At 69.6% G+C, this 12,629-nt stretch carries 11 protein-coding genes and 1 rRNA gene; 6 read left to right on the top strand and 6 right to left on the bottom strand.

Annotation, left to right across the window (positions count from 1 at the left end; translation table 11 throughout):
- Both KBX26_RS13525 and KBX26_RS13530 read right to left on the bottom strand, forming a co-directional pair.
- Positions 1–90 (bottom strand): 16S ribosomal RNA (locus KBX26_RS13525); the annotation flags it as partial.
- A 760-nt stretch (positions 91–850) separates the two neighbouring features.
- On the bottom strand, positions 851–1,105 hold the full coding sequence (locus tag KBX26_RS13530) for an SCO4848 family membrane protein (protein ID WP_030338067.1): 255 nt from the start codon (positions 1,103–1,105) through the stop codon (positions 851–853).
- 377 nt (positions 1,106–1,482) lie between these two features.
- On the opposite strand from KBX26_RS13530, the gene trpS reads away from it, so the two are divergent.
- The 5 genes from trpS to KBX26_RS13555 all read left to right on the top strand — a co-directional run bounded on the left by trpS (position 1,483) and on the right by KBX26_RS13555 (position 6,147).
- A complete protein-coding gene (gene trpS / locus KBX26_RS13535; protein ID WP_030338070.1) occupies positions 1,483–2,541 on the top strand; it encodes a tryptophan--tRNA ligase in 1,059 nt (352 codons plus the stop codon).
- 64 nt (positions 2,542–2,605) lie between these two features.
- A complete protein-coding gene (locus tag KBX26_RS13540; RefSeq protein ID WP_167337357.1) occupies positions 2,606–3,817 on the top strand; it encodes a low temperature requirement protein A in 1,212 nt (403 codons plus the stop codon).
- A 111-nt stretch (positions 3,818–3,928) separates the two neighbouring features.
- Entirely contained in the window at positions 3,929–4,276 is a 348-nt protein-coding gene (locus KBX26_RS13545) for a YciI family protein (RefSeq protein ID WP_051708915.1), read from the top strand.
- A gap of 2 nt (positions 4,277–4,278) precedes the next feature.
- A complete protein-coding gene (locus tag KBX26_RS13550; protein WP_030338075.1) occupies positions 4,279–5,535 on the top strand; it encodes an RNA polymerase sigma factor in 1,257 nt (418 codons plus the stop codon).
- 231 nt (positions 5,536–5,766) lie between these two features.
- Positions 5,767–6,147, top strand: coding sequence for an HAD-IA family hydrolase (locus KBX26_RS13555; RefSeq protein ID WP_307857809.1), 381 nt, complete (start codon positions 5,767–5,769; stop codon positions 6,145–6,147).
- Positions 6,148–6,151: 4 nt separating this feature from the next.
- On the opposite strand, the gene KBX26_RS13560 is transcribed toward KBX26_RS13555, so the two are convergent.
- The 4 genes from KBX26_RS13560 to KBX26_RS13575 all read right to left on the bottom strand — a co-directional run bounded on the left by KBX26_RS13560 (position 6,152) and on the right by KBX26_RS13575 (position 12,000).
- A complete protein-coding gene (locus tag KBX26_RS13560; protein ID WP_209444627.1) occupies positions 6,152–7,123 on the bottom strand; it encodes an NADP-dependent oxidoreductase in 972 nt (323 codons plus the stop codon).
- 135 nt (positions 7,124–7,258) lie between these two features.
- On the bottom strand, positions 7,259–8,338 hold the full coding sequence (locus tag KBX26_RS13565; RefSeq protein ID WP_030338084.1) for a WxL protein peptidoglycan domain-containing protein: 1,080 nt from the start codon (positions 8,336–8,338) through the stop codon (positions 7,259–7,261).
- 90 nt (positions 8,339–8,428) lie between these two features.
- Positions 8,429–10,402: a metallophosphoesterase family protein gene (locus KBX26_RS13570; protein ID WP_030338085.1), complete on the bottom strand. Its 1,974-nt coding sequence runs from the start codon at positions 10,400–10,402 to the stop codon at positions 8,429–8,431.
- A gap of 143 nt (positions 10,403–10,545) precedes the next feature.
- Entirely contained in the window at positions 10,546–12,000 is a 1,455-nt protein-coding gene (locus KBX26_RS13575; protein WP_245233800.1) for a HupE/UreJ family protein, read from the bottom strand.
- Between KBX26_RS13575 and KBX26_RS13580 the strand changes: the two genes are divergently transcribed.
- A complete protein-coding gene (locus KBX26_RS13580; protein ID WP_036412792.1) occupies positions 11,972–12,607 on the top strand; it encodes a hypothetical protein in 636 nt (211 codons plus the stop codon). The genes KBX26_RS13575 and KBX26_RS13580 overlap by 29 nt on opposite strands.
- Positions 12,608–12,629: the final 22 nt, after the last annotated feature.

Below are 12,629 nucleotides of genomic sequence, written 5' to 3' on the forward strand. Positions count from 1 at the left end.
CGAGTACCCCGAAGGGCCTTTCCGCTCGACTTGCATGTGTTAAGCACGCCGCCAGCGTTCGTCCTGAGCCAGGATCAAACTCTCCAACAAAAAATTAGTTGAACAGCTATCCCGACAACAAACAAATGTTGCCAAAGGAATCCCAACCAGCCAAACCAAAAGGCCTGACCAGTCCGGGGTATAAATCATAATTGGCACTGGCTTTACAAGCACCCTGTTGAGTTCTCAAAGAACAACCACACACCGACCAGAAGCCCCACCTCAGTGGAACCCCGACCGGGGCTTTTCGTTCCGTGTCCCCGCCGCTCTCGCGCCGGGCACTTTTACTACGTTACCTCACCGTCTCTGCCGTGTCAAACCGTGTGTCCCGGTCTGTCATGCTTCGTACGGGTCAGCGCCGGCGCACTCACGCAGCAGCGAACCGCTGCGTCAGGTCGTCGGATTCGGCAGACCGGCCGCTGCGGTGTCCCGCAGTCTCGCCCGGTTCCCTGCCGGTCGTGAACCTTACCCGGTCGGCTTCGCCGCACCAAATCCGCCTCACGGCCGATCCGGCGAGCCCCGCCCGGACCGTGTCCCGCAGGAGTGAACCCCTGCCTGACCCGGTTGCCATCTCGTTCCGGTGCTTCAGGACCTTCGTCCCGTTTGCCCCGTTCCGCGCTGGCAGAGAGAAAGTTACGCGTCTGCGGGTTTGATCGTCAAATCCACGGGTAGCGGCGCGCGTCACATTCGCACGTCCGAGCCGTTTCCCCAGGTCAAGACCGCCGACGCCGGCCGTGGCGTGAGTGCCTCCCGGTCTACGGCGGTCACCCGGCCACCGCTGGCGCCTGATCTGCGCGAGCGGCGAGGGGAATCAGGACGTCTGCCGCCGCCGGGTGGCCAGCCAGGCCCGGACGCCGAGAACGCCGGCGGTGGTGCCGATCGCCAGCGACGCGGCGATCAGCAACGCGTGCACCCACAGGAAGCTGGTGGCCGGGCCGTCGGCCACCGTTCCGGACGCCCAGGACCGCGGGTCCTGCCAGATGGCCACCGCGAACCTCGGCCAGATCACCCAGGTCCAGACGCCGACTCCGACCAGGAAGAGGCTCCACCCTCGCGACAGCACCATGGCAGCCGAGTATGCCAGCGCACCTGCTCAGCGGCCCGCCGCCGGCAACGCGAACGCGCTGACCCGCCAACCTTCCCCCTCCCGGCGCCATCCCACGGGTAATCTGAGGCCGTGGTCCGGACGGGCAACTGCGCATCCGAGGCTGTCGACCCGGTCGACGGCCTCGACCTCGGTGCCGTGCCCCAGACCCCGACCAGCTCCGGCGACGGCCGTGAGCAACTTCTGAACGTCCTCCGTGCCGGTGGTCTGCGGTTCCGCGCCGGCGCGCGATGGCGGACGACTCGCTGAGTCGATTCCGCTGACCGACCTGGGCTGAGCCAGCCCTGGTCGGCGCGCGCCCGTGCGTGACCCACCTTCGGATAACGAGAGGCACCACCATGTCCGTCGCACGAATGCTCACCGGTGACCGACCCACCGGCCGCCTGCACCTCGGCCACTACGTCGGCAGCATCGCCAACCGGGTACGGCTGCACCAGCGTTACGAGAGCTTCTTCATCATCGCCGACCTGCACATGCTCACCACTCGCAACCGCCGCGAGGACATCGACCAGGTCTCCGGCAACGCCCGCGAGATGGTGACCGACATCCTCGCCGCCGGGGTCGACCCGGACCGGGCAACCTTCTACCTCCAGTCGGCGATCCCCGAGGTCGGCGATCTCAACACCCTCCTGCAGAACCTGGTGACAGTTCCCCGGTTGGAACGGGTGCCCTCGCTCAAGGACATGGCCCGCGACGCCGGCAAGGAGGAGATGCCGTACGGGCTGCTGGGTTACCCGGTGCTCCAGGCCGCGGACATCCTCTGCGTCAAGGGGGAGGTGGTCCCGGTCGGCCGGGACAACGCCGCTCACGTCGAGGTGACCAGGGAGATCGCCCGGCGGTTCAACCACCTGTACGGACCGGTCTTCCCGGTGCCCGAGCTGATCCCGGCGGACACGCCGAGCCTCGTGGGCACCGACGGCGCGGCCAAGATGAGCAAGAGCCGGGGCAACACCATCGCGCTCTCCGACGACGCGGCGACGGTGCGTCGCAAGGTGCTGGGCATGTACACCGACCCGAACCGGGTACGGGCCGACGTGCCGGGCACTGTGGAGGGCAACCCGGTGTTCGCGTACCACGAGGTTTTCAATCCGGACCGCGACGAGGTCGCCGACCTGGCCCGGCGTTACCGGGCCGGGCGGGTGGGTGACGTGGAGGTCAAGGAACGGCTGGTCGTCGCGCTGGAGGGGTTCCTGGCGCCGATCCGACAGCGTCGGGCCGAGATCGAAGCTGACCGGGGTCTGGTCGACCGGCTGATCGTTGAGGGCACGGAACGGACCCGCCAGGAGGTACGCCAGACAGTGCTCGAGGTGCGCCGGGCGATGGGGCTGACCGGCGCGTACCAGCAGGTGCGGCGGCGGGCTGAGCGCAGCCGACGCCGGACAGAAGCGGCAACCTGACGCCGGGCGGCGCTGAGCGAGGAGACCGGACGAAGCGCCGAGCGAAATGGCGCAGAATGCCAGGATGAGGAGGATCTCGGATATTCGTCCGGTGCCTACGGGGGTGACGCACCGGACCACGATGTTCGAGATCTTCTTCGACCTGGTCTTCGTCTTCGCACTCACCCGGGTCATCACGTTCATGGCGGGGTCGCCGGGCGCGCTCACCCTGGCCCAGGGGCTGCTCCTGCTGCTCCTGCTGCTCTACTCCTGGTCGCCGTACATCTGGGTGGGAAACCTGGTCCGGGCGGACGTCGGCCCGGTCCGCGCCGCCACCCTGGTCGCGATGGCGGCGATCTTCGTGGCCGCGCTGGTGATGCCGGACGCGTGGCAGCAGAGCCCGGAGCTGTTCGACGCGCCGCTGACTCTCGCGCTGGCCTACGTGGTGGGCCGGGCCGTGCAGCTGGTGATTCTGTTCTGGGCGAGCGCGACGAACCCCGCGCTGCGCTCGACGCTGAGGTTCTTCACGGTGCCGGTCGTGCTGGGCTGGGTTCCCCTGATCATCGGGGCCCTGCTCGGCGGTGCGGCCCAGACGGCGCTCTGGACGGTGGCGTTTCTGCTGAACATCGGCGGTGCCCGGATCGCGTCCGCCTTCCGGCCGTGGCAACTGCGCAGCGTGGACCACTTCACCGAGCGGTACGGCCTGGTGCTGATCATCGCGCTGGGTGAGTCCCTGATCTCCGCCGGCGCGGGCCCCAGGGCGATGGCCCCGGTCGGCCCCGCGCTACTGGCCGCACTGCTCGGCCTCACCAGCACGGTCTGCCTGTGGTGGCTCTACTTCGATCGGCTGGCGTCCACCGCCAGCGAGGCCGTCAGCAGCGTGCCGGGTGAGCGACGGGCCAGCGTGGCCGGCGACGCGTACGGCCTCGCGCACTCCACGCTGATCATCGGCGCGATCTACGTGGCGCTCGGCATCGAGGAGGTGATCGCCCACCTCACCGCGGAGTCGGCGCATCCGGGTCGCCTCGGGTGGGAGGCAGCGACAGCGCTCTACGGCGGCACCGCCCTCTACCTGCTCAGCAGACTGGTCTTCCGACGGCTGACCGTCGGCACGGTGGTCCCGACGCAGGTCGTCGCCGCGCTGCTGCCGCTGCCCCTGCTGCCGATCGGCCGGTCCCTGCCGCCACTGGCGGCGCTCACAGTGCTGACCGCCTTCCTGATCGGCGTGACCTGGTTCGAGCGACGGATGGACCGACGCGACGAACGATCCGACCCGGCGCGGCCACGCCTGCGGTGAGCGGTGCCGGGCAGAAAAGGTTGCCGGGCCGTGTCGATATCCGCGGTCACCGTTCGTCGTCATGCTGTACGGCGACACCGCCGCACCGAGAGGAGCCAAAACGTGAAGTACATGCTGCTGTTCATGAGTCCCATGGTCGACGGAGAGGTCGTCGACAAAGGGTGCAGCTTCGAGGACTGGATCCGCTACGACCGGGAGATGAAGGACGCCGGAGTCTGGGTCTCCGGGCACCCGCTACAGGACCTGACCACCTGTACGACAGTGCAGGTGAGCGCCGGTGGCGAGCGCACGATCACCGACGGGCCGTTCGCCGAGACCCGTGAGCTGCTCGGTGGGTACGACGTCATCGACGTGCCGGACCTCGACGCCGCGCTGGAGTGGGCCGCCCGCAGCCCCGGGGCCGCCGGTCCCGGATCGGTCCAGGTCCGTCCGATCGCCGAGATCGACGTGCAGGTCTGAGCGTGCCGGATGAGAGGGCAGCCGTCGGGTCGTCGGTGGAGGCCGTGTTCCGGGAGGAGCGCGGCCGACTGCTCGCTTCGCTCGTGCGCCGCTTCGGCGACCTCGACCTGGCCGAGGAGGTCGCCTCCGAGGCCATCGAGGCGGCGCTGACGCACTGGCCGACCGACGGCGTCCCGAGCCGGCCGGGCGCCTGGCTGCTCACCACTGCCCGGCGTCGGGCCGTGGACCGGTTGCGTCGTGACCGGGTGCTGGCCACCCGGCTCGCCGTGCTCCGGGCGGAGGCCGAGCGGGCCGATCACGCCCCGCCCGCCGACGCGGACCGTGACCTGCCCGACGACCGGCTGGCGCTCTTCTTCACCTGCGCGCACCCGGCCCTGGCCGCGCCGGACCGTGCCGCGCTCACAGTGCGGTTCCTGGCCGGCCTCACCACCGCCGAGGTCGCGCGGGCCTTCCTGGTGCCGCCCGCCACCATGGCCCAGCGACTCGTCCGCGCCAAACGGAAGATCCGTGACGCACGCATCCCGTTCCGGGTGCCGGGCGACGACGAGCTGCCCGGCCGTCTGCCCACCGTGCTCCAGGCCGTCTACTCGATCTTCACCGAGGGGTACGCGGCCAGTTCCGGCCCGGATCTGCAACGGATCGACCTGGCCGAGGAGGCCATCCGGCTGGGCCGGATTCTGCGCCGGCTGCTGCCCGCCGAGCGGGAGGCCGCCGGGCTGCTCGGCCTGATGCTGCTCGTCCATGCCCGGCGCGACGCGCGTACCGGGCCGGACGGGGCGATGATCCTGCTCGACGACCAGGATCGGGGGCGCTGGGACCGTCAGATGATCGAGGAGGGGCGCGGCCTGGTGGTGGTCGCGCTGACCGGCCGGGCTCCCGGGCCGTACGCGGTGCAGGCCGCCATCGCCGCGCTGCACGACGAGGCTCCCGACGTGGCCAGCACCGACTGGCCGCAGGTGGTGGCGCTCTACGACGTGCTGCTCGGCCTGGTGCCCTCGCCGGTCGTCGCGCTGAACCGGGCCGCCGCGGTGGCCATGCGGGACGGACCGGAGGCGGGGCTGGCGCTGCTCGACGAGTTGGCCGACGATCCGCGCCTGCGCGGCCACCATCCCTATCCGGCGGCTCGGGCCGATCTGCTGCGCCGGCTCGGCCGGTACGACGAGGCCGCGGCCGCGTACCGCAGCGCGTTGACGTTGGTCGGCACCGAACCGGAGCGCGCGTACCTGCTCAGCCAGCTGAAGGCTGTCACGAGCGGGTGAGCTGTACCCTTCCCCGGGTGAGTCTGCCGCTGCCTCCCGGGCCGTTCGCCGCGTACCTGTTCGACTGCGACGGCACCATCGTCGACTCGATGCCGCTGCACTACGTGGCCTGGCAGCGGGCCCTCGCGGAGTGGGGCTGCGAGTTCCCGGAGGACCTCTTCTACGCGTGGGGTGGGCGGCCCACCGCCGACATCATCCATCGTCGAGCTGAACGAGCAGCAGGGTCTGGCCATGCCGGTGGCTGCCGTGGTCGAGCGCCGGGAGGGCTACTACCAGGAGTTGTTGCCGCAGCTCGCCGCGGTGCCGGAGGTGCTGGCGCACATCCACGACGCGCACCGGCGGGTTCCGTTCGCCGTGGTCTCCGGCAGCACCCGCGCGTCGGTCACGGCCTCCCTGGACGCGCTGGGCCTGCTGGACCGGTTCGACGTGCTGGTCTGCGCCGACGACTACACCCGGGCCAAGCCCGACCCGGAGGCGTTCCTGCTCGCGGCGCGGCAGCTCGGCGTACCCCCGGAGGCTTGCCTGGTCTTCGAGGACACCGACCTGGGCATCCAGGCCGCGACGGCGGCCGGCATGGCATCGGTACGCGTGCCGCAACAGCGCACGCCCTGACCTCTCAGGCCACCGTCAGCAGGAGCTTGCCGGCGTAGGAGGTCTGGAGGCGCTGGTGCGCGTCCCGCACCTTGCCCAGGGGGAACGTCTCGGCGACGTGCACCACGAACGGCCCCGCTTCGATGAGTTCGTTGAGGCGCTGCAACTGTCGGGGGTTCGATTCGCCGTCGTACGCGCGGACCGTGACGCCCGGACGTTCCTGTGGCTCCGGCCGCACCCCGTGGGCGTACGCGACCACCCCGCCGTCGGCCAGCGCCTCGGTGAGCCGGTCCAGCGTCGGCCCGCCGGCCATCGCCAGGATGGCGTTGACCCCGCCCGGTGCCGCGTCCCGGATCCGGGCCAGCACCTCGGTCATGTCGCCGTGACCGTCCACCGACACGTCGGAGCCGAGCCGGGTCACCAGCGCGACGCCGTCCGCCCCGGACGCCACGGCGATCACGTTGAGGCCCTGCCGCTTCGCCAACTGCACGGCCAGGTGGCCCTGACCGCCGCTCGCTCCGAAGATCAGCAACCAGTCGCCGGCCGACAGGCTGACGGTGTCGAGGCCGGCCAGTGCGGTCAGCGCGTCGGTGGGCATGGCACCGGCGTGCTCGGCCGGCACACCGTCGGGCACCTTCGCCGCGTACTCCGCCTTGACCGACGCGTACTCGGCGTAGAGGCCGCCCTTGGGCCGGGTGGTGGCGGAGACGTAGACCAGGTCGCCCACGGCCAGGCTGGTCACCGTGCCGCCGGCCGCGATGACGGTTCCGGCACCGTCGGAGCCGGGCACGATCGGCAGTGCCGAGCCCTCCGGCACCAGCACACCCTCCCGCTCGTACGCGTCCCACACCCCGACGCCGGCGCTCCACACCTTGATCAGCACTTCGTCGTCGGCGACCTGCGGGATCGGCAGCTTGCGCAGGGTGATCACCTCCGGCCCGCCGAACTCGTCGAAGGCCGCGGCCTGCATCCGCTCTGGCACACCCCCGTCAACCATGTGGATTCCCCCTCCGTGCCGGCGTCACCGTCGCAGCATGCCGGCTCGGGAACGGGCGCGCTCCGGAGCTGAGGGCCGTTCACCCACAAGGACTAACGTGCAGGCTCGCCGAACCTTTTGGGGCGGCTGCGGCGATCAGGAGGCCTGCGGCTCCGGGCCACGAAGCGCCTGCTCGACGGCGTCGCGGACGCGGGCGTCCTCGCGCGCCTTGCTCAGCGCCCGGTTGCGGCGCCGGTACAGGTACGCCCCGACGAGCACGGCGATCAGCACGACGAGGGCCAGCACCAACGTCCAGGGCAGGGCCCAGCCGTGCGCGGTGGCCTGCACCGGCTTGAGCGGGGTGGTGGAGCCCGAGGCATCGGTGAGCAGCGGCGTCAGGGTCGCGGTAGCGGCCAGCGAGATGACCGGAGCCACCCCGTGTACGGGCACCGTCACGTTCCAGCTCTCACCCGGGAGCAGCTCCGGCGGCGCGGCGACGTCATCGGCCCGGACCCGCAGCAGGCCGAACGGGCCGGAGACGGTCACCGCCTGGTTTCCCGACAGGGCCGCGTTGCCGACGTTGTGGACCTTGTAGGTGATGGTGGCGTCACCCTTGCTGAACGGGTTGGTCGGTCCGGCGTACGTCACGTGCAGGTCCTCGATCGCGAGGTTCGGCTTCAGCTCGCCGCCGACCCGCAGCTTGATCCGGATACCGAGGCGCCGGTCGACGTTGATCCCCTCAGCCTGGTCGGCCTGGGTCAGGGTGGTGAGGATGCCGCCGACGTAGTCCCCGGGCGTGGCGTTCTCCGGAACGCTGACCGTGAACGGGACCTGGGCGGTCTTTCCGGGCTGGATCACGACGCTGCCGGCGTTCGGCTTCACCCAGGCGCCGATCGCTGTGGACTTCTGGTCCTTGGTGAGCAGGTCGAGTTGGCCGGCGTCGGTGGTGAAGCCGTCGGCCGCGTACACGGAGAGGGTCAGCGGGGCCGCGCCACGGTTGGCCACGACCATGGCGTCCTCGACGGCCCCACCCGGGTTGACGTTGTAGCTGTAGCTGGACCGGGCCTCGCCGTAACCGTTGGACGCCGTCCGGACCGTCCAGGCGACGTTGCCGTCCGCCGCCCGGGCGGGGCCGGCACCGACGCCGACTGCCGCGACGACGGCGAGCAGGGACAGTGCTGTCGTACGGAGGAGTGCGGTGGGCCTGGTCTTCCAGCGCGTGACGGACGGGTACATGTCGGTTCCTTGAGGTGATCTTGGACGGATGGCAAATGGGTGGCGGGGTAGACACCCGAAGGTGCCTACCCCGCCCATGGAACTGTTCGGTCAGCTGCTCAGCGCGGTGATCGTGAGGGTGGTGCGGTAGCTACCCTTCGCGATGCTGTCCGGGATCTTCAGATCCAGGTCGGCGCCGAGCTTCGCGCCACCACGCGGGTGACCCTGCGCGGCGGCGGCGAGGGCGCTGGAGACCGAGAGGCCCTTGCCCTGGTCGTCGTAGGACGACAGGACCGGGGCACCGGCCTCGGCGCCCGCTCCGGCGTCGAGCACGTACGGGCTCCAACCGAGGTAGGAGCCGGAGAACTTCTTGTCGGCGTCGGAGAAGTCGCCGACGTTGGCCGAGATCGACCACGGGGCGAGCGAACGGCGGCTGTCCGACACGAGGATCGGGTTGATCTTGCCGTTGGCCTGGAAGTAGGTGCCGTCGCGCTCCTGCGCGGTGCCCAGGTCGACCAGACCGTTGTAGCCGTCGATCGTCCAGCCGAACTCACCCGGAGCCGGGTTCGGCACGTTGACCTGGATGGCCTGGCCGTCACCGTGGTACGGGTGCACCGTCACGTTGTCGACGATCGAGCCGACCGGCTGCCCCTCCGGGGTGTTGACGCAGGAGAGGCCCTTCTCGACCGCCGCGTTCGGGGCCGCGCAGGTGCCGCTGCGGACGTTCGCGAGAACCAGCTTGTCGTTGCGCACCTGCACCTTGACGTAGCTGCGGACGTGCTCCTGGTTCTGCACGGAGTTGTACCAGTACTTGTTCGGGTCCAGCGGGTCCGGCCCGTTGCCGCGGATGCCCGTGCCGGAGCTGTCCGGCTTCTTGATGTCGTAGTACTTCGAGCCGGAGGCCGAGTTGGCCGTCACGTAGATGACGCCACCCGGGCCGGGGTAGACGTCGGCAGCGCCCGGCTTCTCGTCCGGGTTCTCCTTCTGGCCGTTCTTGATGGAGTAGCTGCGGGTGTAGCTGTGGTCGTGACCCTGCAGCACCATGTCGACGCCGAGGTTGGAGAACGCGGTGGTGAAGTCCTCCCGCCGCTGCTTGTTGTCACTGTCGGTCGCGTGGCTGGCCGGCGAGTAGATGGAGTGGTGGTAGACCAGCACCTTCCACTTGGCCTCGGAGCCGTGCTTGTTGATGACGTCGGTGACGTACGCGACGTGCGCCGCGTCGCCGCCGGCGGAGCCGTCCGCCGGGTTGACGTAGCTGTTGCTGTTCAGGTCGATGAACAGCACGTCCTTGTGGATGAACCAGTAGTCGCCGCCGGACCGGGTCGCCTGGTCGCCGTTGTAGTACTGCGACGAGCGGTCGGTGTTCGGGGTGAAGTGGTGCTGCTCGTAGGACTTGCCGCCGACGTCGTGGTTACCGATGGTGGCGACGAGGGGGACCTGGCGCAGCTGGTCGGGGGCGAGGAACGAGGTCCACTGGCCCTCGTCGTTGGCGCTCTCGACGTGGTCGCCGGCGGACACCAGCAGCTCGGCGTTCGGGTTGGCCGCCGTCGCGACCTTCAGGGTGTCCTCCCAGCCGGCCTGGTCCTTCAGCCGGTCACCGGAGGAGCCGATCTGCGGGTCGCCGAAGAACAGGAAGTCGTAGTCGCCCTCGAAGTCCCGCGTCTTGAAGGAGTACGCCGGGGACCAACTGCCCTCGGCGCCGACCCGGTACGAGTACGCCGTGTTCTCGCGCAGGTTGCTGATCGTGGCGTGCCGGTTGAACCCGGTGGTGGAGGTGTTCGCCGCACCGACGGCGTCGAAGCTGACGGCGCCGGCCGGGAACTCGCCGTTGACGATCTCGGCGGTCGGGGCGAGCTGGATCTTCTGCGCGGTGTCGGCGGAGGAGTACCAGCTCACGATGCGCTGGGTCTCGTTGGCGCCGACGCCGAGGACCACACCGGTGATCGTGGTGGACTCGGCCGCGCTCGCGGTGGCCATCAGGCCACTGCCGAGAGCCGCGCCCATGCCCAGGAAGCCGGCTGCGACCCCGGCGACCAGGCGACGCCGTACGAGCGCGGAAGCCCGTGACGAGGTGCTCAATGTCATCGACATTGTTCCCTTTTCAAATAGAGAAATGGATGTGCCTTCACCCGACGCTGGGGAAGCAAATCCACGCTTTCGCTGCCCGATGAACCGACCGTGAACGTGATCTTGCGAAAGACTGCACTTCACGAACTACTTAGCCTTACTCATGATCCAGAAATGCGCTGCACAAACCAGATCAACCCCATAAGGGACACGCCCGCAGAAACGGCCCCGGTCGCCCAGAGGCCGGCTTTGGGCGCACGACGCCGCAGCACGAACAGCAACGGGAAGACGACCGCGATAATCGTCAACTGAACGACTTCGATGCCGATGTTGAACACCAGCAGGGACCACAGCAGGGTCCACGACCACGCCTCGTCGATGCCCAACGCGCCAGCGAAGCCCAGGCCGTGCACGAGACCGAAGCAGAACACCACGCCAAGGCGGATCCAACCGGCCCGGTCCAGGTTGAAGTGACCGCGCCCGGCCGTCTCCAGGTCGGTCGCGTGCTCACCGCGCCGCCAGATTCCCCACAGGTGCCAGCCGGCGACGACGGCGATCGACAACGCGATGATCGGCTCCACGATCGCCCCCGGCACCTCGACCAGGCCGAGCGCGGCGAGCATGAACGTCACCGAGTGCGCCACCGTGAAGCTGGTGGCCGCGAGCACGATCTCCCGGAGCCGCCGCGACCCGGCGATGAGCGCCAGCAGGAACAGAATGTGGTCGATACCGCTCAGCAGGTGCTCGGCGCCCAGGACGAAGAACTCCCCGAACCGCTCGTACCAGGCCTGCGCGGTCGAGAAGGACGGGTGGGCGGCGTCGAGCGCCGCACTGCCCGACCGGCCGTCGATCTCGTAGGTGACGATCGTCTTCGTGCCCTTGACGTAGCCCTCGCCGTCCGGGAAGAGGCCACTGCGCACCACGTGCTCGTCGACCCGCTCGGGGCAGGTCCAGTCGAGCAGCAGGTCCGCGTACGGCACGCCCTCGCGGGCGCCGATCGTCGCGTCACCCACCTGCGTCGGCCGGCAGGCCGCACCCCGGGAGCTCACCGAGAACCGGTCGGAGACGTAGCCGAGGACCGTCGACGCGTGGCCCTTCAGGGCGGCGGCCTGCGCAGCGGTGTCACCCGCCTCGAACGCCGCGGTTCCGGCCTGGAAGAGCGGGTCGTCGTGGCCGGCGTCCGCGGCGGAGACGACGAGGAGGTCGTATTCGAGCTCCACCGCCGTTCGAATGTGACCCTCATCTCCCGCCGTTATTTCCGCGTACACAGTCGACGAAAAACCGTGCGCGGACGCCGGTTCGGCGGCCAGAAACGGAACCACCGCTGCGGCGAAACCGACAGCGGCGACGATAACGGTACGGCGGATCCGGCCTGACATTCGACTCCCTCGGTTGGCCAGTGCACGTTGCATGTCGTTGGTGAACACCAACCCGCGTACCGACGAACCGCCGGAGAACAACATCCCCGAACCGCCGCCCACCGATTGCCGGTGACCGGAATTGAGATAGGAATACGAAGAAGTACGCGCACATTCCGCCACCACCCGGAGGACGATCACCTTGCGCCCCCCGCTTCGGGCCGTCGCCATGCTGGCCGCGACCGCCGCGCTGGTCACCGCCTGCAACTCCAGCGACGACTGGTCCGAACCACGTCCGGCGCCCAGCGCCATCGGCACCCTCGGCCCCGGGTTCGTCGACCCCTCCACGAAGCCCGCGCCGGAGGCGACCATCACCCCGCAGCCCGGCTCGTGGGCCGGTGTCCACCCGCCGAAGGACTACCGGGTCGTCCTGCTGACCAGCGGTACCGACAACCCGACCAAGGCCCTGGTGACAGCGGTCAAGGAGTGGGCCGACGACGAGCATGTCGACCTCAGGACGATCGTCGTCGGCAACGCGCACGAGGCCGTTCCCAGCATCGCCAAGGCGATGGAGATGGGTCCGGACCTCATCGTCAGCGCGGGAAACGATCTCATCGACGGGCTCGCACTGGTCACCCCGAACCACCTGGACGAGAAGTTCCTGGTGGTCGGCGCGGAGCTGGCCGAGCCCACCCACAACGTCACCGCCGTCGACTGGGAGGGCGCGTCGTTCCGTGGTGAAGGGCTCGGCATGTCCTCGACGTACGACCCGAACTCGTTCACCGCGGAACGTTGCGCGGCGGCCATCCGGGCGGGCGTGGCCGCCGTCCTCAACGACCTGACCGGGATCGTGGTCTGGCTCTGACGACGAGGGCTCGCCCTCGGGG

The organism is Micromonospora sp. C97, from assembly GCF_018070385.1.
Lineage (GTDB): Bacteria > Actinomycetota > Actinomycetes > Mycobacteriales > Micromonosporaceae > Micromonospora > Micromonospora parva.